At 69.7% G+C, this 24874-nt stretch carries 24 protein-coding genes; 11 read left to right on the top strand and 13 right to left on the bottom strand.

The features are described 5' to 3' along the window. Positions 1-29: 29 nt before the first annotated feature. From ACFOY2_RS20685 to ACFOY2_RS20665, 5 genes are all read right to left on the bottom strand, one after another. Positions 30-944 (bottom strand): alkaline phosphatase family protein, encoded by a 915-nt coding sequence (locus ACFOY2_RS20685; protein ID WP_379529689.1) that lies wholly within the window; start codon positions 942-944, stop codon positions 30-32. An 8-nt stretch (positions 945-952) separates the two neighbouring features. After that, positions 953-1726, bottom strand: a complete 774-nt coding sequence (locus tag ACFOY2_RS20680) for a sugar phosphate isomerase/epimerase family protein (RefSeq protein ID WP_379529688.1) — start codon at positions 1724-1726, stop codon at positions 953-955. After that, positions 1723-2718 carry a LacI family DNA-binding transcriptional regulator gene (locus ACFOY2_RS20675; protein ID WP_379529687.1) on the bottom strand — a complete coding sequence of 332 codons (996 nt, stop codon included), beginning with the start codon at positions 2716-2718 and terminating at the stop codon, positions 1723-1725. Before ACFOY2_RS20675 ends, ACFOY2_RS20680 begins: the two co-directional genes overlap by 4 nt. Positions 2719-2785: 67 nt before the next feature. Next, complete coding sequence (locus ACFOY2_RS20670; protein WP_379529686.1) at positions 2786-4078, bottom strand: hypothetical protein; 1293 nt, start codon at positions 4076-4078, stop codon at positions 2786-2788. 236 nt (positions 4079-4314) lie between these two features. Then, the gene (locus tag ACFOY2_RS20665; protein ID WP_379529685.1) at positions 4315-4878 is read right to left on the bottom strand and encodes a TetR/AcrR family transcriptional regulator; all 564 of its coding nucleotides are present in this window, start codon (positions 4876-4878) and stop codon (positions 4315-4317) included. A gap of 81 nt (positions 4879-4959) precedes the next feature. Here ACFOY2_RS20665 and ACFOY2_RS20660 point away from each other — a divergent pair, with 81 nt between their 5' ends. Continuing rightward, positions 4960-5691 (top strand): SDR family NAD(P)-dependent oxidoreductase, encoded by a 732-nt coding sequence (locus tag ACFOY2_RS20660; RefSeq protein ID WP_379529684.1) that lies wholly within the window; start codon positions 4960-4962, stop codon positions 5689-5691. Between the two features lie 6 nt (positions 5692-5697). Here the strand turns inward: ACFOY2_RS20660 and ACFOY2_RS20655 are convergent, their stop codons facing one another. Continuing rightward, complete coding sequence (locus tag ACFOY2_RS20655; protein ID WP_379529683.1) at positions 5698-7080, bottom strand: LCP family protein; 1383 nt, start codon at positions 7078-7080, stop codon at positions 5698-5700. Between the two features lie 310 nt (positions 7081-7390). Between ACFOY2_RS20655 and ACFOY2_RS20650 the strand changes: the two genes are divergently transcribed. From ACFOY2_RS20650 to ACFOY2_RS20635, 4 genes are all read left to right on the top strand, one after another. Next, the gene (locus ACFOY2_RS20650) at positions 7391-8119 is read left to right on the top strand and encodes a hypothetical protein (RefSeq protein WP_379529682.1); all 729 of its coding nucleotides are present in this window, start codon (positions 7391-7393) and stop codon (positions 8117-8119) included. Between the two features lie 58 nt (positions 8120-8177). Beyond that, positions 8178-9341 carry a thiolase family protein gene (locus tag ACFOY2_RS20645; RefSeq protein WP_379529936.1) on the top strand — a complete coding sequence of 388 codons (1164 nt, stop codon included), beginning with the start codon at positions 8178-8180 and terminating at the stop codon, positions 9339-9341. Beyond that, positions 9338-11425 carry a 3-hydroxyacyl-CoA dehydrogenase NAD-binding domain-containing protein gene (locus tag ACFOY2_RS20640; RefSeq protein WP_379529681.1) on the top strand — a complete coding sequence of 696 codons (2088 nt, stop codon included), beginning with the start codon at positions 9338-9340 and terminating at the stop codon, positions 11423-11425. Before ACFOY2_RS20645 ends, ACFOY2_RS20640 begins: the two co-directional genes overlap by 4 nt. Before the next feature lie 90 nt (positions 11426-11515). After that, entirely contained in the window at positions 11516-11899 is a 384-nt protein-coding gene (locus tag ACFOY2_RS20635) for an SSI family serine proteinase inhibitor (RefSeq protein WP_379529680.1), read from the top strand. Between the two features lie 18 nt (positions 11900-11917). On the opposite strand, the gene ACFOY2_RS20630 is transcribed toward ACFOY2_RS20635, so the two are convergent. After that, positions 11918-13399 (bottom strand): amino acid permease, encoded by a 1482-nt coding sequence (locus ACFOY2_RS20630; RefSeq protein ID WP_379529679.1) that lies wholly within the window; start codon positions 13397-13399, stop codon positions 11918-11920. A gap of 101 nt (positions 13400-13500) precedes the next feature. Next, positions 13501-15381 carry a 1-deoxy-D-xylulose-5-phosphate synthase gene (dxs, locus tag ACFOY2_RS20625; protein ID WP_379529935.1) on the bottom strand — a complete coding sequence of 627 codons (1881 nt, stop codon included), beginning with the start codon at positions 15379-15381 and terminating at the stop codon, positions 13501-13503. A 160-nt stretch (positions 15382-15541) separates the two neighbouring features. Between dxs and ACFOY2_RS20620 the strand changes: the two genes are divergently transcribed. Beyond that, positions 15542-16390 (top strand): neutral zinc metallopeptidase, encoded by an 849-nt coding sequence (locus ACFOY2_RS20620; protein WP_379529678.1) that lies wholly within the window; start codon positions 15542-15544, stop codon positions 16388-16390. 56 nt (positions 16391-16446) lie between these two features. Further along, positions 16447-17196 carry a neutral zinc metallopeptidase gene (locus tag ACFOY2_RS20615; protein WP_379529677.1) on the top strand — a complete coding sequence of 250 codons (750 nt, stop codon included), beginning with the start codon at positions 16447-16449 and terminating at the stop codon, positions 17194-17196. 32 nt (positions 17197-17228) lie between these two features. Here ACFOY2_RS20615 and ACFOY2_RS20610 read toward each other — a convergent pair whose 3' ends face one another. Genes ACFOY2_RS20610 through ACFOY2_RS20595 form a run of 4 tightly spaced genes read right to left on the bottom strand, consistent with a single transcriptional unit; the run spans position 17229 to position 21657 of the window. Next, positions 17229-18434: an ROK family transcriptional regulator gene (locus ACFOY2_RS20610; protein ID WP_379529676.1), complete on the bottom strand. Its 1206-nt coding sequence runs from the start codon at positions 18432-18434 to the stop codon at positions 17229-17231. A 35-nt stretch (positions 18435-18469) separates the two neighbouring features. Further along, the gene (locus tag ACFOY2_RS20605; RefSeq protein WP_379529675.1) at positions 18470-19732 is read right to left on the bottom strand and encodes a sugar ABC transporter permease; all 1263 of its coding nucleotides are present in this window, start codon (positions 19730-19732) and stop codon (positions 18470-18472) included. Further along, positions 19729-20496 (bottom strand): ATP-binding cassette domain-containing protein, encoded by a 768-nt coding sequence (locus ACFOY2_RS20600; protein WP_379529674.1) that lies wholly within the window; start codon positions 20494-20496, stop codon positions 19729-19731. Before ACFOY2_RS20600 ends, ACFOY2_RS20605 begins: the two co-directional genes overlap by 4 nt. A 45-nt stretch (positions 20497-20541) precedes the next feature. Beyond that, complete coding sequence (locus ACFOY2_RS20595; RefSeq protein WP_379529673.1) at positions 20542-21657, bottom strand: sugar ABC transporter substrate-binding protein; 1116 nt, start codon at positions 21655-21657, stop codon at positions 20542-20544. A 248-nt stretch (positions 21658-21905) separates the two neighbouring features. Between ACFOY2_RS20595 and ACFOY2_RS20590 the strand changes: the two genes are divergently transcribed. Continuing rightward, positions 21906-22427 (top strand): isoprenylcysteine carboxyl methyltransferase family protein, encoded by a 522-nt coding sequence (locus tag ACFOY2_RS20590; protein ID WP_379529672.1) that lies wholly within the window; start codon positions 21906-21908, stop codon positions 22425-22427. A 50-nt stretch (positions 22428-22477) separates the two neighbouring features. Here the strand turns inward: ACFOY2_RS20590 and ACFOY2_RS20585 are convergent, their stop codons facing one another. Beyond that, the gene (locus tag ACFOY2_RS20585; protein WP_379529671.1) at positions 22478-23218 is read right to left on the bottom strand and encodes a sulfite exporter TauE/SafE family protein; all 741 of its coding nucleotides are present in this window, start codon (positions 23216-23218) and stop codon (positions 22478-22480) included. A 100-nt stretch (positions 23219-23318) separates the two neighbouring features. Between ACFOY2_RS20585 and ACFOY2_RS20580 the strand changes: the two genes are divergently transcribed. From ACFOY2_RS20580 to ACFOY2_RS20570, 3 genes are all read left to right on the top strand, one after another. Next, positions 23319-23639 carry a ribbon-helix-helix protein, CopG family gene (locus ACFOY2_RS20580; RefSeq protein WP_357804776.1) on the top strand — a complete coding sequence of 107 codons (321 nt, stop codon included), beginning with the start codon at positions 23319-23321 and terminating at the stop codon, positions 23637-23639. Next, positions 23620-23952 (top strand): type II toxin-antitoxin system PemK/MazF family toxin, encoded by a 333-nt coding sequence (locus tag ACFOY2_RS20575; protein ID WP_357804773.1) that lies wholly within the window; start codon positions 23620-23622, stop codon positions 23950-23952. The genes ACFOY2_RS20580 and ACFOY2_RS20575 overlap by 20 nt, the downstream gene beginning before the upstream one ends. Positions 23953-24117: 165 nt before the next feature. Next, positions 24118-24846, top strand: a complete 729-nt coding sequence (locus ACFOY2_RS20570) for a metal-dependent hydrolase (protein WP_379529670.1) — start codon at positions 24118-24120, stop codon at positions 24844-24846. Positions 24847-24874 lie beyond the last annotated feature (28 nt).

The raw sequence follows: 24874 nt of genomic DNA, 5'->3' as shown, positions 1-24874 counted from the left end.
TCCGGCAGAAATTCAACAGGTGATGAACATCAGAGCTCCAGCGGCACCCCGTCCAGGCGCCATGCGGGATCGATGGCCACCCCGAGGAGCGCCAGCGCCGTCGGCCCCACGTCCACCAACCGGGGAGCGAGGAGAGAACGGCCGCCGAGGTCCTCCCCCAGCCGGGCGGCGATCACGAACACCGTGCGCTCCTCATCCGAGGTGCCCCCGTGGCCGCCGTCGTCCACGTGCCCGTGGTCGGTCGTCACCAGGACGGTCCAGCGCTCCGCGGCGTACGAGGCCCGCCCGCGGATCGTGGCGAGCAGGCGCCCAAGGTAGGCGTCCTGGGTTTCAAGCGCGGCGGCGTACTCGGGACAGAACGCGCCGAGGGCGTGGGCCACCTCGTCGATGTCGCCCAGGTACACGAACACGGCGTCGGGGTCGTCGTCGGCCAGGTGGCGCTCGGCGGCCTCGGCGACCTGTTCGTCGGCGGCGGCCCAGCCGAGGGCGTAGCCGTCGAGGGCGAAGCGGTGGTCGATGGCGTCGCCGAAGGCGCCCTGTTCGGCGAGCGATATCCAGGAGAAGAACGCCGACGTGGTCAGGTCGGGGCGAGCGTTCTTCACACGAGTCAAGTAGTCAGGAAATTTGGTGAAATCGGCTTCTGAGAAGCTGTTGTCTACGACGCCGTGTTTGTCCGGCCAGACCCCGGTGGCGATGGACGACCACCCGGGGCCCGAGTCCGTACGCGACCTGATGACCCTGCCGCCCGGCTCCGGAGCCTTGGGGACGATCTCTCCCGGCGATTCCGTACGCGGCGTTCCCGCCTCTCCGTAGGGGAGTTTGCTGGTGCCGTACGCGCCGGAGGACATCAACCCGGCCAGCACGGGCGCGTCGAGAACCTGGAGCCGGTCGAAACGCAGGCCGTCCATCCCGACGACGAGGACTTTATCTCTGAAAGGGGACATACCCCCATCTAAGCGGTGAATCTCCGCACCCACTCCGCCGCTCCCGGCAGAATCTCCTCAACCGGCGCGACATGCGGATACCAGGTACGCTCCCACTCCAGCGAGACCCACCCGTCGTAGCCGGCCCCGCGCAGCAGCTCCCCGGCCTCCTCCAGCGGCACGGAACCCGTCCACATGGGCACCGGCGTGGTGTCCTCGGCCGAGACGGCATCCTTGACCTGCACATAGGCGAGGTACGGGCCGAGCGCGGCCAGCGTGGCGGCCGGGGGTTCGCCGTGGCGCCACGGGTGCAGCAGGTCCCAGATCGCGCCGGTCGTGCCGGGGCAGTCGGCGGCGGCGAGCACCTCGGCCAGGGCCGCGCCGGTGGCCATGCTGTCGTGCGTCTCGACGAGCACGCGGCGTCCGAGGCCGGCGGCCGTACCGGAAACGGCTTTGAGCCTGCGGGCGCCGATGGCCGGATCGTCGCCGCGCGGGAACACCCGTACCGCGGGCGCGCCCAGGTCGGCGGCGAGCCGCAGGTCGGCGAGCAGCGCCTCGATAACCGGTTCGTCCGGTCCGGGCTCACAAACCCTGACATATCCGGCGAGGGCGGAAATTTCCAGGCCCGCCCCTTCCACTCGCGACCGCACCGACCGCCGCTCCCCCGCGTCCAGCCCGCTGTGCACGCCGGTGTCCGGATGCAGGCGCAACTCCAGCCCCTGGCAGCCCCCGCCGACCGCGATCTCGATCGCCCTGTCGAGCCCTTCACCGGGCATCCCCAACGTGCTGACCGCCAGCTTCACGCCGTCATCCTCCGTACGCTCCGCCGCAGCACGACCTCACCCGCGACCTGTTCGACCACGACCTCCCCCTGCTCCCCCAGCGCCAGTTCCAGAGCCCGCGCCCCCATGTCCTTCAACGGCAGCCGCACGGTCGTCAACGCGGGAACATGGTCTCGCAACGTAACGATGTCGTCGAAGCCCGCCACAGAAACGTCCTCGGGCACCCGGACCCCACGCTCGCGGCAGGCCGCCAACGCCCCCACCGCCATCACGTCGTTCACCGCGAACACGCAGGTCGCGTCCCCGACCTGCTGGGCGGCCGCATAACCGCCGTCGCGGTCGAACGGACCGTGGATCACCTGGGGCGCGGGCAGCCCCATCTCCTCCAGCGCCCCGGAGAACCCGGCGCACCGATCGGCCGCCGTCACCAGGTGCGGCGGCCCGGCCAGTACGGCGAAACGTGTGTGGCCCAGCCCGGCCAGCGCCCGCGCCAGCTCGGCGGCACCTTCGCGGTTGGCGGGCGCGACGGTGTCGACGCCGAGCAGGTCCTGTCCCACGCAGGCCGCCCGGCCGCCGCCGGCCTGGTAGCGGGCGAGCTCGTCGCGCAGCCGCCCGGTGACGACCGGATCGGCGACCCGGGAGCCGACGAGCAGGACGGCCCGCACCCGCTGGGCGTTGAGCGTCGCGACGTAGGCGATCTCCTGCTCCGGGTCGCGATGCGTGGTGCCCACCATGACCAGCAGCCCTTCGGTGGCCGCCGCCCGCATCGCCCCGTCGGCCAGGGCGGCGAAGTAGGGGTCGGTCAGGTCGTGGACGACGATGCCGATGACGTTGCTCGCGCCGCGCGCCAGCGTCTGGGCGGCGATGTTGGCGCGGTAACCCAGCTCGTCCGCGGCCCGCTCGACGCGCGCCCGCAGGGCGGCGCCCACTTGGCGGGTGCTGCCGTTGAGCACCCGCGAAGCGGTCGCGAGCGAGACGCCCGCCTGTTTGGCGACGTCTTCCAGCGTGACCACGAGACCTCCAGGGAAAGCGGTTTCCAAGTCTGCCAGACCGGCCCCTGGATCCGCATCCTTACACGCCTCAGGCCCACGGGAACAGGAAGTCCAGGAACCCTCCTCCGCTCGACTGCGTCGGCGCCGGGACCGGAGCCTGGGTCTGCTCGGGCTGCTTCTGCTCCTGGACCGGCTGCTCCTTGGGCGCCTGGGTCGCGGGCGCGCCTTCGGAGTCATCGGTTTCGTGAATCTGCTGGCGCTCCTCCTCCTGCGACCGGGTGGGCCTGGAGCTGGCCTTCTGGGTCGGCTCACCGACGCGGTCGCGAGTCGGCTCCGCCTCGGGCTCGGGCTCGCGCGTGGGCCGGGCCCGCTGCTGCGTCGGAGTCGGCTCCGCGGACTCGGTATCGGTCGGCTCGGGCGTGTCCGACTCGGTGATGTCGGGCTCGGGCTCCTCCTCCGTCGCCGTGTCGTCCGCAGGCGCCGCGGTCTCGGAGGGCTTGTTCACCTGACGCGCGCTCGCGCAGTTGCCGCCGGCGCACGGGTCGTCGGAGGAGGTGCCGGTGAGCATGAAGCCGGCGCCCACGCCGACCACGACCACCGCCGCCGCGGCCACCAGCAGTTTCCTGGTACGGCGGCGCACCTCGCCGTCGCCGGAACGCCCACCGCTGGACCGCCCGCCGGAGCGTGCGGGCGGCTCCTTGGAGTCGTCGCTCCACCCCGAGCCGAGGAAGCCGCGCTTGGGCTCGTCGTCGCGCTCGAAGCCGTCCTGGTCGAAGCCGGCCCGGTCGGCGCCGCCACGTTTGAAGCCGTCGCGCTCCCAGTCGCGATCGTCGTCACGGTCCCGGTCGAAACCGTCCTGGTCGTAGTCCCGATCAAAGGAGTCGCGGTCCCGGTCGAAGCCGTCCCGGTCCCGGTCGAAACCGTCCCGGTCGAAGGCGCGCTCGTCGCCGGGGGCGCGCTCGTAGCTGCGGTCGATCGGCAGGTACGGGTTCTCCTCCTCGATCCGATGCGGACCGCTGGGACCGCCCAGATCGTGCGGGGCACCGGTGCCGCGCACGTCATGCGACCCGCTCGGGGCACCCATCTCATAGCCGCCGAGCACGTCGTGACCGCCGCTCGGCGGGCCCAGAACGTCGTGGGAACTTCCCGGCCCGCTCAACACGTCATGAGAACTGGAGGATCCGCTCAACACGTCATGCGACCCGCTCAGCACGTCGCGTGGGTTGTCGTCCAGGACGTCACGAACGCCCTCGCCGACTTTCGGCTCGCCGATGGGCATGGGCGTGCCCCCGCCGGGCGGAAGGATGTAGGTCTCGTTGCCGACGACCTGGATGGCGGGTTGCTCGTCGGTGTCGTCGGTGCTCCACCGCGGCGACAGCACGTCACCCGCGAGCTCCGGGTTTAACGACCTACCCTGCCCATCCTCATATGGCCTGTCGTTCTCGTCGCGCGCCACGATGGAACCTCTCTAGTACGAATTCGGACCGCGCCCTTTCCTAGCAGACCCAACCACCGCTTGTCCGGAAATTTCACATGTTTCCCTAAAATCACGTAGGGTAACTTTCGTCACTCTGAGCAGCAGGACCGGACGGAGAGTCCCTGCCAAAGGGGCCCCGATCAGCCGAGGAGCCCGTCAAGAAGGCTGTCAAGCGCCGCCTTCACCCGCCCCACGTCCACCCCGCACTCACGCATCCGGTACGCGAGCAGCGGCGCGGCGAGCGGCGCGAGGAGCGCGTCGGCCACGCAGAAGGCGTCGACGTCCGGCCGGACCCGGCCGATCAGCATGACCAGGTGGCCGTGATAGGCGTCGTACGCGCCGCCGAAGCGGGCCATCGGCCCCGCCGTCTCGGCCATGAGCAGCAGGTCGAGCTGCTCGACCGTGCGATCGGACAGCGCCCGCATGAACGCCCCGACCCGCTCGCCCGGCTCCGCCCCCGGCCCGAGCGGCGGCGGCCCTTCGAGGAACGCCGCCTGGAACTCCCGCTCCCGTGCGTCGATGAGCGCGTACGCCAGCCCGGAGCGATCCCCGAAGCGCCGGTAGAGCGTCCCCACGCCGACGCCCGCCGCCGCGGCCACGTCGGCCATCGACAGCCCCTGGACCCCCTGGGCGGCCACGATGCCCTCGGCCGCGGCGAGGATCTTCGCCCGGTTGCGGGCCGCGTCGGTGCGCTCGCGTTTCACGCCCCCATCCTTCCATCGCTTGCGATTCGGAACGCGTTCCGGTTACGGTTAACCGGAACCGATTCCGGATTAGGAGGAGCCATGCCGAACAAGGTCGCTTTGGTAACAGGTGGCAGCAGGGGCATCGGCGCGGCCATCGCACGACGGCTCGCGGCCGACGGATTCGACGTGGCGATCACGTACAACACGGCTGGCGACAGGGCCGAGACCGTCACCAAGGAGATCGCGGCGGCGGGCGGGCGCGCCCTGGCCGTCCGGGCCCCGGCCGAGGACGCGGTCGCGCTGGTCGCGGCCGTGGAGCACGCGGCCGCGAAGCTGGGGCGGCTGGACGTGCTGGTGAGCAACGCGGGCATCGCGCCCTACGGGGCGCTGGAGGAGGTGACGCTGGCGGAGGTCGACCAATTGCTGGCCGTGCACGCCCGCGCCTCGTTCGTGCTGGCCCAGGCGGCGGCCCGGCACATGGAGCGGGGCGGCAGGATCGTCATGATCGGCAGCAGCCTGGCCGAACGCGTCCCCTACCCGGGCTGGTCGGCGTACGCGATGAGCAAGTCGGCGCTGATCGGGCTGACCAAGGGCCTGGCCAGGGACCTGGGCCCACGCGGCATCACCGCGAACCTGGTCAGCCCCGGCTCAACCGACACCGAGATGAACCCGGCCGACAGCCCCGAGGCCGAGGAGGAACGCCGGTTCACCGCGCTCGGCGTCTACTGCTCCCCCGACGACATCGCCGCCGCCGTCGCCCACCTCGCGGGCGACGGCGGGCGAGCCATCACCGGCGCGACGATCGCCGTGGACGCGGGCGTGACCGCTTGATGAGGATTACAGGCACGGGTTGGTGCTGGTGTCGACCACCTTGTCCTTGAGCGAGCTGGAAATCACCGACTCGACCCGCACACCAGGCCAATCCTTGCCGATGACGAGCTGGATGATCGGGCCATCGGGGGCCTTGACAGCGGTCTTTCCCTTGTACGGCTGCGTCTTGAGAGGCTTGACCTTGCCCTCGGCCGGGGTCTTCTTCTCCTTCGACAACCGGGCGGCCACCGTGTCGGCGTAGGCGGTGCCGTTGGCGGCGTCCTTCTTGGCGTACCTGATCGAGGTCGCGTCGGTCGTGGGGGCGTCACCGACCTGCGTCACCACGAATCCCTGGTCGGCCAGTTCGTCGGCGACCTGGAGGGCCTTGCCCGACTCGCCTGTGGCGTTCAGCACCTGGACGCGCACCTGCTCGCGCTCGACCTTGAGCGCGGCGGGCTTGCCCGGGCCGGCGGTGGCGGTGACCTCCACATCTCTGCGGACCTGGTCGAAGAAGTTCGTGGCGGCCGGCTCACTGAACTGCACATGGGCCGGCTTCGGCGCATAGGGCTCGGTGGGCACCGTGATGCCCTTGAGCTCCTTGGCCGTCAGACCCTCGACGCTCCTGGCGACCTCCAGCATCCGCTCCAGCGTGAGCCCTTCGTCCACGGTGACGGCCTTGGTGGCGGCCCGCAGAAAGCCGTCCAACTTGACGGGATCGGTGAGCAGACCGCCGTCGGTGACCTTCTCCATGACCTTGGTGAGGAAGACCTGCTGACGCTGGATCCTGCTCAGGTCGCTGCCGTCACCGAGCTTGTACCTGGTGCGCACGTAGCCCAGCGCCTGCTCCCCTTTGACCACGTGCCTGCCCTTGTCGAGCACCAGCTTCGCCTGGGGGTCGTTGACCGCCTTGGGCAAGCAGATCTCGATGCCGCCAAGGGCGTCGATGATGCCCTTGAAGCCGGTGAAGTCGACCTTCACGAAGTGGTTGATCTTGATGTTGGTGAGCGACTCGATGGTCATGATCGTGCAGTTGATGCCGCCCTCGTTGAAGGCGGCGTTGATCAGGTTGAGCCCGCCGGGCAGTGTGGCGCCGTTCTTGCCCGGACATGGGGGGATCTGAACCATGGAGTCGCGCGGAAAGCTGATCATGGTTGCCTTGTCCCGGTTCGGGGAGATGTGCAGCAACATGATCGTGTCGGTGCGCTCTCCTCCGTTGATGGTCGTGGCGCCGTACCTCTGGTTGTTGCCGTCGCGGGAGTCGGAGCCGACGAGCAGCACGTTCAGCGCCCCGGTCTCCGGAGGGCGGTTCGCGCCGGGCTCAATCGGCACGCGGATGATCCCGCTGTCGAGACTGCGGTAGTACCCGTACCCGCCGAGCGTGACGACGACCAGAAGCGACGTCAGCGCCACACTGACCCACCCCAGTGGTGTCAGCGGGTTGCGCCGCGCGTTCGGGTCGCGCGCGTCTTTCGTCCCCCTTCGCGGGGGCGCTTCCTGGTCATGAACCGCACTGCTCGGCCGCTCTCTCATGCGGTTCACCCCTTGCACCATGATCGCGAAGCATAGCTACAAAGGCGGTGCGTCCGCCTATGAATCAGCCTGGCCCCCGCCCAGCGCGAATGCGCGTCTTTCTGGGATACGCGCGGTCTCCGGCAAGGGTTCCATGCAAAGCGCGAAAATCCGGAGCACCACTACGTACGGTGACGACATGATGACATTCATGCTGTTGACCGAGCTCCCGCCGCCCCCGGGCGCCCACGAGGTGGCCGGGCTGCGCGCCAGGGCCAGAAACGCCCGCCGCAGCGCCCTCGTCGCCCTGTCCACCTCGATCGCGTTGCAGGCCACCGCACAGCTGCTCGCCGACAGGGCCGCCACCAGGGAGCAGACGCTGCCGCTCGCGGTGTTGTCGCTGGCGGTCTTCGTGGTCGCGCTGCCCACGCTGGCCGCCACCCAGTACGTCTGGGGCGCCCGCGCCCGTCACGTGCGCCGCAGGGAGCGCGAACTGTACGCCGACGTCCCTTCCGGCAGGGTCCGCCCGCTGAGCCGGATCTGCGTGGCGTGCTGCTGGGCGGTGACGCTGCTGCTCGGCTGGACGTCCCCGCGCTTCTTCCGCCAGGCCGCGTGGTACGCCTTCGCCGACGCCCTGAACTGGGCCGCCGAGGCCCTGGCGGTGCTGAGCCTGTCGGCCGGGGTGTTGTTCCTGCTGTGGTGGGCACGTGAGGCGTTGGAGATGCTGACGCGCGTCCGGCGTCCGGGGGGATCACCTGGCGATCCGTGGGATCCCGGCTCGGGCGCGCGCCGGGGAGAGGGCGCGGTGCTCTGGACGGGCGCGATCGTGGCTGTCGCGGCCCTGGTCGGAGCCCGCGCCCATCTGTGGGAGCCGGCGACGGGGGTCGTCTACGGACTGCTCACCGTCGCCCTCGTCTGCGGAGTAGTTACCGACGAGTAGCATAGGCGGGGTAACCCCAACAACGAGGAGCGAATCCGTGCCTTCCTCTCGTGACGTCGTGTTCGTCGACGGCGTGCGCACGCCTTTCGGCAGGTCGGGGCCGAAGGGGCTGTACGCGGAGACCCGCGCCGACGACCTGGTCGTCCGCGTCATCCGCGAGCTCGTCCGGCGCAATCCCCACCTGCCACCCGAGCGCGTGGACGAGGTCGCCATCGCCGCGACCACCCAGATCGGCGACCAGGGCCTGACCATCGGCCGTTCCGCGGCGGTGCTGGCCGGGCTGCCCAAGTCCGTGCCCGGCTACGCCATCGACCGCATGTGCGCGGGCGCGATGACCGCGGTCACCACGGTCGCGGGCGGCATCGCGTTCGGCGCCTACGACGTCGCCATCGCCGGCGGCGTCGAGCACATGGGCCGCCATCCGATGGGCGAGGGCGTCGATCCCAACCCGCGTTTCCTGTCGGAGAAGCTGGTCGACCCGAGCGCGCTGGTCATGGGCATGACGGCCGAGAACCTGCACGACCGCTACCCGGCGATCACCAAGGGGCGCGCCGACGCCTACGCGGTGCTCTCGCAGGAGCGGGCGGCCAAGGCGTACGCCGACGGCAAGATCCAGCCCGACCTCGTGCCGGCGGCGATCAGGACGGCGGAAAGGGGCTGGGGCCTGGCCGTCGAGGACGAGGCCCCGCGCCCCGGCACCACGATGGAGGGGCTGGCCGGGCTCAAGACGCCCTTCCGCCCGCACGGCAACGTCACCGCGGGCAACTCCTCCGGCGTCAACGACGGCGCGACCGGCTGCGTCGTGGCCGCCCGCGAGGTGGCCGAGGAGCTCGGGCTGGGCGCGAAGATGCGGCTGGTGTCGTACGCGTTCGCGGGCGTGGACCCCGAGGTGATGGGCGTCGGGCCGATCCCGTCCACGGAGCGGGCGCTTCGCCTGGCGAATCTGGAAATTTCTGATATCGGGCTGTTCGAGATCAACGAGGCCTTCGCCGTCCAGGTGCTGGCCTTCCTCGACCACTTCGGCATCACCGACGACGACCCCCGCGTGAACGCCTACGGCGGCGCCATCGCCTACGGGCACCCGCTCGCCTCCTCCGGCGTGCGACTGATGACGCAGCTCGCGCGGCAGTTCGGCGAGCGTCCCGACGTGCGTTACGGCATCACCACGATGTGCGTCGGCATGGGCATGGGCGGCACTGTGATCTGGGAGAACCTCGCGTGACTACCATTGACAACTGGCGTGCGCTGCTGAGCGAGCGCAGCACCGACGAGGTCGTCACCAAGGCCCTGGTGCGCGACGTCCAGCTCCCCTACGGCGCGGGCACGATGGCGCTGATCACCCTTGACAACGGCTTCGACCACACCAAGCCCAACACCTTCGGCCCGCACGGCCTGTTCGCGCTGAACGGCGCGCTGTCGGAGATCGCCGAGCGCACCGACCTGGCCGCCGTGGGCGTGACGGGCAAGCCCTTCATCTTCGCCGTCGGCGCCGACCTCAAGGGCGCGGCGGCGCTGACCACGCGCGAGGAGGCCCTGGCGATCGGCGCGCTGGGCCACCACGTGTTCCGCCGACTGGGCGAGCTGCCGATCCCGACGTTCGCGTTCGTCAACGGCGCGGCCATGGGCGGCGGCCTGGAGATCGCGCTGCACTGCGGCTACCGGACGATCTCCGCGGGTGTGCCCGCCGTGGCCCTGCCCGAGTGTTTCCTCGGCCTGGTGCCGGGCTGGGGCGGCACGCAGCTCCTGCCCCGCCTCGTCGGCCCGGCGAACGCGATCAAGCTGATCATCGACAACCCGCTCTCCCAGAACCGCATGATCAAGGGCAGGGACGCGCACGAGCTCGGCGTCGCCGACGCGATGTTCGACCCCGCCGACTTCCTGGAGGAGTCGCTGCGCTGGGCGGCCAAGGTCGTGGGCGGCGAGATCACCGTCGAGCGCGAGCGGCACGACGGCTGGCAAAAGGCGGTCGCCGACGCGCGCTTCCTGCTGGACATGAAGCTGCGCGGAGCCGCGCCCGCCCCCTACAGGGCGCTCGACCTGATCGCGCTGGCGGAGACCGCCTCCCGCGACGAGGGCTTCGCAGCCGAGGACGAGGCGCTGGCCGACCTGCTGATGGGTGACGAGCTGCGGGCCGGGCTCTACGCGTTCGACCTGGTGCAGCGGCGTGCCAAGCGGCCGGCGGGCGCGCCCGACGCCGCTCTCGCCCGCAAGGTCACCAAGGTCGGCGTCGTGGGCGCGGGCCTGATGGCCTCGCAGATGGCGCTGCTGTTCGCGCGCCGTCTGGAGGTCCCGGTCGTACTCACCGACCTCGACCAGGCCAGGCTCGACAAGGGCGTCGGCTATGCGCACACCGAGGTGGACAAGCTGCTGGGCAAGGGCCGGATCTCCGCCGACCAGGCCAACCGGCTGAAGTCCCTGGTGACCGGCTCGCTGACCAAGGACGCCTTCGCCGACGCCGACTTCGTGATCGAGGCCGTCTTCGAGGACATGGCGGTCAAGAAGCAGGTGTTCGCCGAGGTCGAGGCCGTGGTGCCGGCCGAGTGCACGCTGGCCACCAACACCTCCTCGCTGTCGCTGACCGAGATGGGCGCGGACCTGAAGCACCCCGAGCGGCTGGTCGGCTTCCACTTCTTCAACCCGGTCGCGGTCATGCCGCTGCTGGAGATCATCAGGGGCGCCGCGACCGACGACGCCACGCTGGCCACGGCCTTCGCCGTCGGCAAGACGCTGAAGAAGTCGTCGGTGCTGGTCAAGGACGCCCCGGCGTTCGTGGTCAACCGGCTGCTGACCTGCTTCATGGGCGAGGTCGTGGCGGCAGTGGACGAGGGCACGCCGCTGGAGGTCGCCGAGCACGCGCTCGACGGGCTCGGGCTGCCGATGTCGCCGTTCGCCCTGCTGCAGCTCGTCGGCCCTGCGGTCGGCCTGCACGTGGCCGAGACGCTGCACCAGGCCTTCCCCGACCGGTTCGGTCTCTCGCCGAACATGGCCAAGCTCGTCGCGGCCGGCAAGCCGGGCGTCTACCTGCCCGACTTCACGCTCGACCCGGAGGCGGTGGCGCTCTTCGCGGGCGGCGCCACGCCGTCCACGGCCGAGCAGGTCCGCGAGCGCGTCCTGGCCGCGCTGGCCAGAGAGATCCACGTCATGCTGGAGGAGGGCGTCGTCGCGGCGGCACAGGACATCGACCTGTGCATGATCCTCGGCGCCGGCTGGCCGTTCCACCTGGGCGGGATCACCCCGTACCTGGACCGCGCCGGCTTCGCCCAGCCGCGCTTCCTGCCGCCCGGGGTCGCCTCCGTGCCTGCCTGATTCTTTAAGGAGGCCCGCCCGGCGGGCCTCCTTAACTCGCCAGAACCTCCGCCGTAGCGTGTGGTGCCGTCCTACGAACGGAGAGTAACCATGATGCGAGCAGTCGGCACGATCACGCTCTGCGGAGCCTTCCTGCTGGGCGCGTCGGCGCCCGCGGTGGCCGCCCCCAAGCCCAAGGTGCAGCTCAAGATCGTCGATGCGGTCAAGGGCGGGGAGACCAAGACGGTCTGGCTCCACTGCGCACCGGTCGGCGGCACCCACCCCAACGCCCGCGCGGCCTGCCAACTGCTGGAGAAGGTCAAGGGCAAGCCCGAGCAGCTCAACGTCTCACCGAACGCCGTGTGCACCCAGGAGGTGCAGCCGCACGCCGTCGTGATCGTGGGCCGCTGGTACGGCCTGGCGGTGAAGTGGGCCAAGGTCTTCACCAACGGCTGCCAGGTGAAGGCGGCCCTCGGAGCGGTCCTTTCGATCTGACCCGGCCGGCGGGGTGGGTCACGCGCTCACCCCGTCCGTCTTCCCCGGGCGCGCCACCAGCCTGCTGTGCCAGTAGCCGAAGCCCGCGTAGAGCAGCACGCCGAGGATCATCCAGAGCACGAACCGCAACCACGTCAGCGCCGGCAGGTTGAGCATCAGGTAGAGGCAGGCCAGCACCGACAGGATCGGCAGCACCGGCACCAGCGGCGCCCTGAACGCGCGCGGCAGATCGGGCCTGGTCCTCCTGAGCACGATCACGCCGATCGAGACGACCACGAACGCGAACAACGTGCCGATGTTCACCAACTCGGCCAGTTCGCCGAACGAGACGAACCCGGCCAGCAGCATCGTCACCGCACCGATGATGACCGTGAGCCTGGCGGGCGTGCCGAACCCCGGGTTGACCTTCGCCAGCCAGACCGGCAGCAGCCCGTCGCGGCACATGGCGAACAGCACCCGGGTCTGGCCCAGCAGCAGCACGAGCACCACCGTGGTCAGGCCGGCGATCGCGCCCACGCTGATGATCGCGGCCAGCCAGGGCTGCCCGACGGCGATGAAGGCGTCCGACAGCGGCGCCGTCGTGCTCAGCTCGCTGTATCGCTGCATGCCGACGACGACGAGGGAGACGGCCACGTACAGGAACGTGCAGATGGCCAGCGAGCCGATGATGCCGCGCGGCACGTCACGCTGCGGGTTGATGGTCTCCTCCGCGGCGGTGGCCACGATGTCGAAGCCGATGAAGGCGAAGAACACGATCGCCGCGGCGGCGAAGATGCCGAACACCCCGTACGCGACGGGCGTGATGCCGAACAGGAGCTGGATCAGCGGAGCCCGCAGCCCCTCGATGCGCGCCTCGGGCATGGCCTCGGGGATGAACGGCGTGTAGTTGGCGCCCTTGACGAAGAAGAGCCCCGCCACGATCACCAGCAGCACGACCGCGACCTTGGTGAGCACGAGGACCAGGTTGACCCGGGAGGACAGCTTGATGCCCAGGGCCAGGACCGTGGTCAGGATCGCGACGATGATCATGGCGGGGACGTTCACCGCAGGATGCGCGCCGGAGATCGCGTCCGGCAGGTCGACGCCGAACGAGGTCAGCATCGAGTCGAAGTACCCTGCCCAGCCGACCGCCACCACGGCCGCGGCCAGCGCCAACTCCAGGAGCAGGTCCCAGCCGATCACCCAGGCGGGGAACTCACCGAGCGTGGCGAAGGCGAAGGTGTAGGCGGACCCGGCGACCGGGATCGTGGAGGCGAACTCGGCGTAGCACAGAGCCGCCAGGCCGCACACGACGCCCGCGACGACGAACGAGATCGCCACCGCGGGGCCCGCCGTGTCCTTGGCGACCTGCCCGGTCAGGACGAAGATGCCCGTGCCGACGATGACGCCGATGCCGAAGACCGTCAGGTCCAGGGCGGTCAGGCGCTTGCGCAACTGGTGTTCGGGGGCTTGGGTGTCGCGGATCGACTGCTCGACACTCTTCTTCCGAAAGATGTCCACGCTCGGCGATCCTTCCCGCACCGAGCGTGATCATGCGTATCCGGCGCGGGGTCGGGGATTCCGGGCCGCGGCGGTGATCATCGCCGCGGCCCGCGAGGTGGTCAGTGGCGGGCGGGCTCCGCGGAAGAGGTCCGCTTCGCGACGGCCTCGGTGATCTGCCGGGCCAGGTCCTGGCCGGTCAGGCCGACCCGGCCGAGGATGGCGGCGCGCTTGGCGTGGTCGAGGAACTCCTGCGGGATGCCGAAGGTGCGTACGGGCACGTCGACGTCGCCGTCGCGCAGCAGGCGGGCCACGGCGTCGCCCACGCCGCCGACGCGGCCGTTGTCCTCGACGACGGCCACCAGCTTGTGGGCGCTCGAGGCCAGCACGAGCGCCTCGTCGAGCGGCTTGACCCAGCGCGGGTCGACCACGGTGGCCGAGATGCCCTGGGCGTCGAGCAGGACGGCGGCGTCCATGCAGAGCTGGGCCATCGGGCCGACGCCGACGAGCAGCACGTCGGGTTCGCCCTCCCCGGCGCGCAGCAGGTCCATCTCGCCGAGCTTGCCCACGGCCTCGACCGGCTCGGCCACGGGCCCCTTGGGGAAGCGCAGCGCGGTCGGGCCGTCGGTGACCTCGACGGCCTCGCGCAGCAGCTCGGCGAGCCGGTCGCCGTCGCGTGGCACGGCGATGCGCAGCCCGGGGACGATCTGGAGGATCGACAGGTCCCACATGCCGTTGTGGCTGGCGCCGTCGTCGCCGGTGACGCCCGCCCGGTCGAGCACGACCGTGACCGGCAGCCGGTGCAGGGCGACGTCCATGAGGAGCTGGTCGAAGGCGCGGTTGAGGAAGGTGGCGTAGACGGCCACGATCGGGTGCATGCCGCCGAGGGCGAGCCCGGCGGCGCTGGTCAGCGCGTGCTGCTCGGCGATGCCGACGTCGTAGATGCGCTCGGGGTAGGCCTCGGCGAAGGCGTTGAGCCCGGTCGGGTGGAGCATGGCGGCGGTGATCGCGACCAGGTCTTCGCGCTCCTTGCCGAGCCGGACGAGCTCCTCGCTGAAGGCGTTGGTCCAGATGCGGGGCTTGGGCTTCTCCGCGCCGGTGACCCGGTCGAAGGCGCCGGGCGAGTGGAACTGGTCCTCGTCGTGGTTCTCGGCGGGGGTGTAGCCGCGGCCCTTCTGGGTGAGCGCGTGCACGATGACGGGGCCGCGGAAGTCGCGGGCCTTGCGCAGGGCGGCCTCCATGGCCTGCTCGTCGTGGCCGTCGATGGGGCCGACGTACTTGAGGCCGAGGTCCTCGAACATGGCCTGCGGCGCCAGGACGTCCTTGACGCCCTTCTTGAAGCCGTGCAGGGCGTCGTACAGGACGGGGACGTTGCCCAGTTTGTCCTTGACGTACTCGAGCACGTCCTCGTAGCGGCGGTTGACCCGCAGCGAGGACAGGTGGGAGGCCAGGCCGCCGATGGTGGGCGAGTAGGAGCGGCCGTTGTCGTTGACCACCATCACGACCGGCAGGTCCTTGACGGCGGCGATGTTGTTGAGCGCCTCCCAGGCCATGCCGCCGGTCAGCGCGCCGTCGCCGATGACCGCGACGACCGTGCGGTCGTGCTCGCGGCGCAGCTTGAACGCCTTGGCCAGGCCGTCGGCGTAGGACAGGGCGGTGGAGGCGTGGGAGTTCTCGACCAGGTCGTGCTCCGACTCGGCCTGGCTCGGATAGCCCGACAGGCCGCCCTCCTGCTTGAGCGCCTCGAACCCCGAAGCCCTGCCGGTGAGGAGTTTGTGCACGTAGGACTGGTGGCCGGTGTCCCAGACGATCGGGTCTTTCGGCGAGTCGAAGACCCGGTGGAGCGCGATGGTGAGCTCGACCACGCCGAGGTTGGGGCCCAGGTGGCCGCCGAACCTCGCGCAGGCGTCGACGAGCACGTCACGGATCTCCCCCGCGAGCCGCGGCAACTCCTCGACAGTGAGCCGTTTGACGTCGTGCGGTCCCTCTATCGAGCCCAGCAACCCGCTCACGGATCCGACTCCCCTCTGCTCTTGTGCGCCGATTCCCCCGAGTCTAGTTCGCGGACGCCCCACTGACTCCATCAAGTCAAATCCACCCACTTATGTCCGATCTTGACCTAGTCTTTCGGTACCTATGAACTCCGTCCCCAAAATCAAGATCGTGGCACTTGTGGCAGCCATGCTCGCTCTTGCCCTTGCAGCAGCAAGTTTGGTGCTCGTCCTGGCCGACGTGGCCACGACCTCGACGGAGTCCGCAGCCCAGCAACTCGCCTCGCCACCCGCCGCGCCCGCCGACGGCAAGCGCGCCGACGCCGGCAGGGCGCTGGCGACACGGAACCCGCTCTACAAGACCGGCCGGCTCACGGACGTCGACTGCGACCCCGGCGACCTGCCCGCCGGCAGCATCAGCGCCTACCGCCGCTTCCTGACCCGCGTGACCGCCTGCCTGAACAAGGCGTGGGCCGCCCAGTTCCGCAAGGCCGACCTGCCCTTCTCCAAGCCCCGGCTGCGCATCATCACCACCAAGGTCAAGACGCCCTGCGGCCTGTGGAACGCCGGCGCCGACGGCGTCTACTGCTCCACCGACCGCACGATGTACCTGATGATCAGCCGGGCCCAGCTCCGCAACCCGTTCCCGCTGGGCATCTCCCGGCTGATCGCGCACGAGTACGGACACCACGTCCAGCAGACCTCCGGCATCTGGTCCTACTACTGGGCCGCCAGGTCGGGTGCGGGCAAGGCCAGGCGCCTGCAGCTCTCACGCAACTCCGAACTGCAGGCCGAGTGCTTCTCCGCGGCCTTCATGAGCACGATGAAGGGCACCCGGCTCGTCACCGACTCCGACTGGGCCTACACGGTGGAGTGGTTCAGGAAGAACGGCGCCAAGGGCTGGCCGCAGAACGACCACGGCAAGGGCCCGACCCAGGCGGCCTGGATGACGCGGGGCTTCAACCGGGGCACCCCCGGAGCGTGCAACACCTGGGCCGCCCAGGCCAGGAACACGTTGTGAGTTCCCGCTGAGCACGAAACCCTAAATCACCACAAACTCATCTATGATCCGCGATCGTGCGCATTTCCCTCTTAGCGGCGACCGTGTGCCTCGTCGCGGGGCTGCTCTCCTCCACGCCGGCGAACGCAGCCGCAGGGGTGGCACAGCCCGGGTTGACCAGCGTGATGAGCGATGACGGGCCGCGCCACACATGCGACGTCCCGGCCATCCGCCAGGGCAGCGCGAACTCGCTCAAGTCCTTCCACCGCGCCATGGCCGACTGCGCCGACCGTTTCTGGGCCGCCAGGTTCGCCGCCGCCGGGCTGCGGTACACCTCGCCCGAGGTCACCGTCACCACCGGGACCGACTCGGTCTGCGGGAAGATCAACAGCAACGGCGCCCACTACTGCCCCGAGCAGCGGGCGATCGCCATCCGCATCATGAAGCACGACCTGCGCGACCCGTTCAGGATGAACATCGCGCACTCCGTGGCCCACGAGTGGGGCCACCACGTCCAGCAGCTCGTCGGTGTGCTGGACGCGCAGAACGCGCTGTACTGGCCGGCCTCCGACGACGCGCGCAAACTGCTGAGCCACCGGCTGGAGATGCAGGCGGAGTGCTTCGCCGGCGTCTTCTACAGCGCGACGATCGAGTCGATCAAGCCCGGCCTCGACTGGGACGAGTGGATCGAGGCCGTACGCATGGCGGACGAGAGCGACATCCACGGCAAGCCAGGCAACCTGGCCTTCTGGCAGGACCGCGGCTACCGCGGCGGCGCCACCGGCTTCTGCAACACCTGGACCGCGCGCAAGAGCAGAATCACCTAGGCACCGGCACGGGCCTGAACGTTGGCACGGGCTCAGGCATTGGCGCGGGCCAGCACTTCGAGGGGGTCGGACAGCACGTGGGCGAAGGCCAGCTCGGCCGCGCCCACCAGCGTGGCCGCGTCGCCGAGCGCCGACGTGCGCAGCCGCAGCTTCTCGCGCTGCGGCGCCATGGCGTGCAGGGTGAGCTGGGAACGCACCTGCGCCGCCGACCCGAGATAGATCTCCCGCAACATCCCACCGAAGATCACCATCTCCGGGTTGAAGATGTTCACCAGGTTCGCCACGCCGAGCCCCAGCCAGTCGCCGACCCTGCTGAGCGCCTCCTGCGCCACGATGTCGCCCCGGTCGGCGGCCTCGACGACGGCGCGCACGGCGTCCCTGCCCTGCTGCCCCGCCCCGAACCGCCCGGCCGACTCCAGCAGCGCCCGCTCCCCCACCTCGGCCTCCAGGCAGCCGTGCGACCCGCAGCCGCAGGCCCGGCCGTCCGGGTTGACGACCATGTGGCCGACCTCGCCGCCGTAGCCGTCGTGGCCGCCGAGCAGGTGACCGCCCGCGATGATCCCGCCGCCGATGCCGACGTCGCCGTGCAGGTAGATGAGGTCTCTGACGCCCGCGCCGACACCGCGGCTGTGCTCGGCGAGGGCGGCCAGGTTGGCGTCGTTGCCCACGCTGACCGTCAGGCCGAGGCCGAGCCTGCGGCCCAGCTCCTCCCCGAACGGCACCTCGTCGGCCTTCAGGTTGGGGCCGAACCTCACGACGCCGTCGCCCTTGCGCACGCCGCCGCTGACCGCCGCCGCCGCGCCGACGCACACGGTGTCGGCCCTGGTCTTGCGGCGCATCTGCCTGGCGAACCCGGACAGCGTGCCTGCCAGCTCCTCCAGCGCGAACGCGCCGCGCTCGCACGTGGTCTCCCTGCGGTCGAGGATCACCCCGCCCAGCCCGACGCGGGCGACCGCGAGCCGGTCGGGGCTCACGTCGAAGGCGAACACGTAGACGCGGGCCGACTCAGGCCGCACCACGAGCGAGGGCCTGCCCGCCCGGCCCGTCTCGCGCGGCAACTCCTCGCGCACCAGCCCCGCGGCCGTGAGATCGGAGGTCAGGGCCATGATCGTGCTGCGGTTGAGCCCCATCTTCGAGGTCAGCTCGGCACGCGAAATGGGCCCGCCCAGATGGACATGACGAAGCAGCGCGCCGAGGTTGTGGCGCCTGATGTCCTCTTGGGACGGGCCGGCACGCATGGTCTGGGGTTCCTTCAGGGGCTGAGAGTCGCTGATCACCTTAGACCAGCGGCTGCCGCCCGCTTGCGCGCCAGCGCGTCCACACCCGCGGCGAGCAGCAGGACAGACCCTGTGACCAGGTATTTCACACTGGCTCCATACCCCATCAGACCCATGCCGTTCTCGATGACGGCTACCACGGCGCCGCCGAGCACGGCGTCCAGCACCCGGCCCTTGCCGCCGAACAGGCTCGTGCCGCCGATGACGGCCGCGCCCACCGCGTACAACAGGACGGAGCTGCCGCCCGTGTTCGGGTCGACGGAACTGGCCCTGGAGGCGGCGATGATCCCGCCGACCGCCGCCATCGAGGAGCAGATCACGAACGCGCTGATCCTGATCCGGTCCACCGAGATGCCCGCCCGGCGGGCGGCCTCGGGGCTTCCGCCGACCGCGTACAGGTGGCGGCCGAACGCGGTGCGGCGCAGCACCAGCGTCCAGGCGACCAGCAGCGCCAGGATGATGGGCACCACGATCGGCACGCCGGTGAGCGAGACGAGCGCCGGGTTGCGGCTGCGCTCCAGGTTGAGCACGAAGACCGCGAGCCCGGCCAGCACCGCCAGCACGCCGACGCGGAAGCCGATCAGCGACAGCGGGTCGGCCACCAGGCCGCGCTTGGCGCGCTTCCTGGCCCGCAGGAGCTGCACGCCCGCGTAGACGGCCACGCTGACGGCGTAGAGCGCCCAGCCGAGCCACGGCGGCAGGTTCCTGTTGGCGATCGCCACGATCACGGAGTCGCGGATGGAGATGTTCGTGCCCTCGTCGACCAGCACCAGGACCAGGCCCTGGAAGGCCAGGAACGCGGCCAGCGTCACGACGAACGACGGGATGCCGACCTTGGCGACCAGCGTGCCGAGCACGACGCCGATGACCACGCCGGTGACGATCGCCGCCAATACGCACACATACCAGGGCAGTCCCATGCCCGTGAGCGTGACGGCGAGCACGGCCGCGCACACGCCGCTGGCGAAACCGGCCGACAGGTCGATCTCGCCGAGCAGCAGCACGAACACCAGGCCCATCGCGATGAGCGTGATGGCGGCGCCCTGCGTGAAGAGGTTGGCGAAGTTGATCGCGGTGACGAAGGAGGGGCGCGCGGTGGCGAAGACCGCGCAGAGCACGAGCAGGCCGAGCACGGCGGGCAGCGCGCCCATGTCCCCGCCGCGCACCCGCTGCATGTAGGCGCGGAAGCTGTTGGTGATGGACGGGGCCTGCGTCGCGGCGACGATGGCCTCGCCGGGCAGTTCCTTGATCTTGTTCATGATGGGGTGACCCCGTTCCTGAGGCCGAGATCCCCGCTCCGGCCCGCGGTGATCAGTTCGACGACCTGGGCGTGCGTCACGTCGGCGGTCTTGACCTGGGCGGCCATCCTGCCGAGGTAGAGCGCCGCGATCCGGTCGGAGACGGCGAACACGTCGTTCATGTTGTGCGAGATGAGCACCACGGCCAGGCCTGTGTCGGCCAGCCTGCGCACCAGCTCCAGCACCTGCGCGGTCTGGGCCACGCCCAGGGCGGCGGTGGGCTCGTCGAGGATGACGACCTTGCTGTTCCACAACACGGCCTTGGCGATGGCCACGGTCTGCCGCTGCCCGCCCGACAGGCTGGAGACCTGCTGCCTGATGGACTTGACCGTGCGCACGGACAGGCCGCTGAGCGTCTGCTCGGCCAACTCCTCCATGCTGTCCTCGTCGAGCAGGAGACCGTTCTTGCGCTCCCTGCCGAGGAACATGTTCTGGACGATGTCGAGGTTGTCGCACAGGGCCAGGTCCTGGTAGACGATCTCGATCCCGAGGTCACCCGCGTCACGGGGGCTGTGGACCTGGACCGGGCGGCCGTCGAAGAGCATCTCGCCCGCGTCGATCGGGTAGATGCCACCGACGCACTTGACCAGCGTCGACTTGCCGGCGCCGTTGTCGCCGACGAGGGCGGTCACCTCGCCGGCGTAGGCGGAGAAGGCCACGTCGTGCAGGACCTTCACCGGGCCGAAGCTCTTGTCGATCCCGCGCACTTCGAGGAGGGGGGTCATGGGGCTCCCTTAGGGGGTGCGGCCGGTGGGCCGCACCCCTCGCTCTCACTGGATTCCGGCCTCGGTGCACTTGTCGGCGAAGTCACCCGTGCACAGTTCCTCCTTGGTCACGTAACCGTCGGCCACCACGTCCTTGACGTTGTCGAGGTAGATGGCCTGCGGCTCCAGGAGTTCGGAGGGAACGTCCTGACCGGTCTCCGGGTCCTTGACGCTGCCGCTCGCCGTGGGCTTCTCCCCCTTGGCCAGGGCCACCGCGAGCTTGGCCCCGGCGTCGGCCTCCTTCTTGACGGCCTTGTAGACGGTCATGCACTGGTCGCCGGCCAGGATGTTCTGCAGGCCCTGCACGGTCGCGTCCTGGCCGGTGACCGGCACCTTGCCGTTGAGGTTCTGCTTCTTCAGCACGGTGATGGCGGCGTTGCCGAGGCCGTCGTTGGCGGCCAGCACGCCGGCGATCTTCGGCTGCTGGGTGAGCATCTGCTCGAAGAGCGTGCCGGCCTGGGTGTTGTCCCAGTCGGGGACGGCCTGGTCGGGGCCCTTGACGTACTCGCCGGCGTCGAACTTCGGCTTGAGCACGCCGTCGTAGCCGGCCTTGAACAGGGTCGCGTTGTTGTCCGTCGGCGAGCCGTTCAGATAGGCCACGATGGGTTTGTCGGCCTTCTTGTCGGTCAGGCACTTGCTCAGGCCCTCGCCCTGCAGGGTGCCGACCTTGGTGTTGTCGAAGCTGACGTAGTAGGCGGCGCCGCCGCCGAGCGTCAGCCGGTCGTAGTCGATGGTGGCCACGCCCTGGGACTTGGCCTTGTCGATGACCGCCTTGCCGCTGCCGCTGTCCAGGTTCACGATCATCAGGACGGTGGCGCCGTTGGTGATCATCTGGTCGGCGATGGTCTGGAACGCCGTTTTGTCGTTCTGCGCGTTCTGGATGTCGTATTGGACGCCGGCGGCCTTGAACGCCTCTTCCAGGTACTTGCGGTCCGCCGTCTCCCACCGGGCCGAGGACTTGCTGTCCGGCAGGATGACGCCGATCTTCCCGGCCTTGGCCGCCGGGGCGGAGGCCGACGAGGTCGACGCCGGAGTGGTCTGACCGCTTTCGCCCCCGCAGGCGGTGAGACCGAGGGCGAGCGCTGCTGCCGAGGCGGTCAGGCTGAGGATCCCCTTGCGCATGGTGCAGGGTCCTTTCTTCCGGAGGGGCCCGGATGAATGTTGTTTGCGGCAACGTATTCCGGGATCGCCCCTTTTGGAAGAGCCTGTAGGCCGGGAGTTTGTTGTATCGCGTAACAATCCAGAAACGTCGCGCCGGGCGTTGTCGTCTTCGCCGCCCATGACCCGGCTGCTGGTGACTGCCCAGTGACCGTGCTTGTCGAGGTCGTCAATAGGCAAGGAATCATGAGACCGACTCATTAGGAGGGCTCATGATCTGGTACTTGATGCTCGTCACGCTGGTCGGCCTGGAACGGGTGGCCGAGTTGGTCGTCGCCCGGCGCAACGCCGCGTGGAGCCTGGCGCGCGGCGGTGTCGTTACCGGTCAGGGACACTATCCATGGATGGTGGCCCTGCACACCGGGTTGCTCGTCTGCGCCCCGCTGGAGGCGGCGCTGGCGCAGCGGCCCTTCCTTCCCGCGCTCGGCTGGCCGATGCTCGCCCTCGTCCTGGCAGCCCAGGGATTGCGGTGGTGGTGCATCACCTCACTCGGGCCGCGCTGGAACACGCAGGTGATCGTGGTGCCCGGCCTGTCGCTGGCGACGCGCGGCCCCTACCGGTTCCAGTGGCTGCGACATCCCAATTATGTGGCAGTGGCGGTGGAGGGGCTCGCGCTGCCGCTGGTGCACACGGCCTGGGTGACCGCGCTGGCGTTCACGGTGCTCAACGCTGCGCTGATGGTGGTGCGGATCCGATGTGAGAACGCGGCTCTCGCCCTCGCCTCGGGGCGGTGACGGCGTGATCGACGTGCTCGTCGCGGGCGGCGGGCCGACGGCGAGCGGGCCTATGGGGCCAGGGTCTGGGTCACCACGTTCTGCACGATGAGCGCCACCGCGGAGGCCGCCGCCACCACCAGAACGGCCACCCGCACCTTGCCCCCGTCGAGGTAACGCCGCAACGGACCCGACACCAGGAACCCCAACCCCATGGGCACCAGTAGCACGGCGCCGGTCAGCAGCGCCTGGGGCGGCAGTTCCTCCACCAGTGCCAGCACGAGCAGCGACTGCACGGAGCTCAGGAAGAAGAACATCGCCAGGGTCGCGCGGATCTGCGGACCCTTGGCGCTCTGGTACACCAGCGCGATCGGCGGCCCGCCGATGCCCGTGGCCGTGCCCGTGATGCCGGAGACGAACCCGGCGGAGGCGAGCGTCGCGCCGTTGCGCGGAACGCTCAGCGCCTTGGCGGTCAGCACGACGGCGATCAACACCATGACAGCGACGAAGACGCCCCTTGTGTAGACAGAAAAGTAGACAATGATGACTGCTCCAATGGCGCTTCCCGGGAGCCTTCCGAGGACTGCGAAACCCACCCCGCGCCAGTCGACCTTGCGCCATTCCATGGCCAGGGTGAACAGCGGCAACGTCAGATTGGCGACCTGGATGGCGCCGGGCATGAGGTCGGGCGCGAGCATGGTGAGCACGGGAGCCGCCACCAGGGCAAGCCCGAAACCCACGCCACCTTGGACAATTGCTCCCACGAAGACGGCCAGACCGCCGATTATCAGGACTAATGCCGTGTTTGTCATGGAGGAGAGTCAATCACCTTTACTCTCCGTTGCCATTCATGATGCGAGAGTAACCAAAGTGCTGTAGTGTCCTCAATGACGCCGACGTAGCCTGTGGAGTATGAGCATGAAGCCTAAAGCGACGACGATACGCGTCAGCGTCAAGACAAGAGATCGACTGTCCCGCATCGCCCGACTGGAGGGCAGAAGCATGACCGAGGTGCTCAACGAAGCCATCGCCGACTACGAGCAGAAGCAGTTCTGGGACACCGTCAACGAGCAGATCGAGCGGACCCAGCGCGAAGACCCCGAAGGTTGGGCCGACTACCTGGCCGAGCGCGAACTCGTCCTGGGTCCGCGCCCTCGCTCCCGCCAGATCGCGCCCGAATGGGAGGGCCTGATCACATTCCCCGAGGAGAACGATGAAACTAACGCAAGGTGAGATCTGGTTCACCCGGTACGAGAAGCCGAGAGGCCGCGAACAGGGCTTCGACCGTCCCGCCCTGATCGTCAGCAACGACAGCTTCAACCGGTCACGGCTGGGCCTGGTCCTGGTGGCGCCGCTGACGTCGCGTGAACGCGGCTACCCGACGCACATCCGACTCGGTCGCGACAACACCGGGCTGACCAAGACGAGTTGGGCGATGATCGAGCAAGTGCGCGCCGTCTCACCAGACCGGTTTGACTTCTTCGTCGGTCACGCGCCCGACGAAATCGTCGCCGAAGCAGTCGCCGTGCTCAAGCGGATGCTTTGAGGGTTTGCCGCCCGGCGAAATATCGGTTCGCCGGGTGGCACCCTCATCGTGCCACATCGCATCGATCGTTGAGCGGCCGCCGCTCGAAAACCCCTCCGCCGTCGCGTTTCGCGTCTGCGGCACGCCTCAGCGCGTCAAAGACTTCTTTGCCGTACAGTCCCGATCATGATGGGGCACACGCACGCGATGACCGGGGCCATCGCCTGGCTGGGGCTGGCCCCGCCGCTGGCCGCACTCCCGCTGATGAACGAGTCCTCACGCTTCATCGACACCGGCATCATGGCCAGCGCGCTGAGCCCGGCCGAGCTTATCGCCGGGGCGATCATCTGCGCGGGCGCCGCCATGCTGCCCGACCTCGACCACCCGAGCGCGACCATCGCCCAGACGTTCGGGCCGGTCACGTGGGCGCTCAGCAAGGCCGTGTCCTGGGTCAGCGGCGGCCATCGGGGGGCGACGCACTCGCTGGCCTTCGCCGTGGCGCTCGGGTTCGGGACACACTGGCTGGCCAACGCCTACCCGATCGGGCGCGACATCATGGTCGTGCTGCTCATCGGCCTGGCCCTGCGGGCCATCGGCGTCGGCATCCCGGGCAACAAGCTCGGCTCCGCGATGATCAACATCGGCCTCACCGCCGGCCTGTACGCCGTCTTCCTCTCCCAGTCGGTCGGCTACGCCTGGCTGGGGCTGGCGGTCGCGCTCGGCTGCCTCATCCACGTCGTCGGCGACTGCATGACCGAGCGGGGGTGCCCGGTGTTGTGGCCGCTGGGGTTCAAGTTCGTGCTGCCGTGGAAGATCGGCATCAAGACGGGCAGGAAGTTCGAGCAGAAGATCCTCGCGCCGGCCCTGTCCGTGGCGATCGTCGGGCTGCTGTTCTGGCGGCTGGCGCCGGTTTAACTTGATGTCGAGATATCGTAGGAGATAT

Origin of the sequence: Nonomuraea purpurea (genome assembly GCF_042650645.1) — a bacterium.
GTDB classification, from domain to species: domain Bacteria; phylum Actinomycetota; class Actinomycetes; order Streptosporangiales; family Streptosporangiaceae; genus Nonomuraea; species Nonomuraea purpurea.
This window is presented reverse-complemented; position numbering and strand designations above follow the sequence as displayed.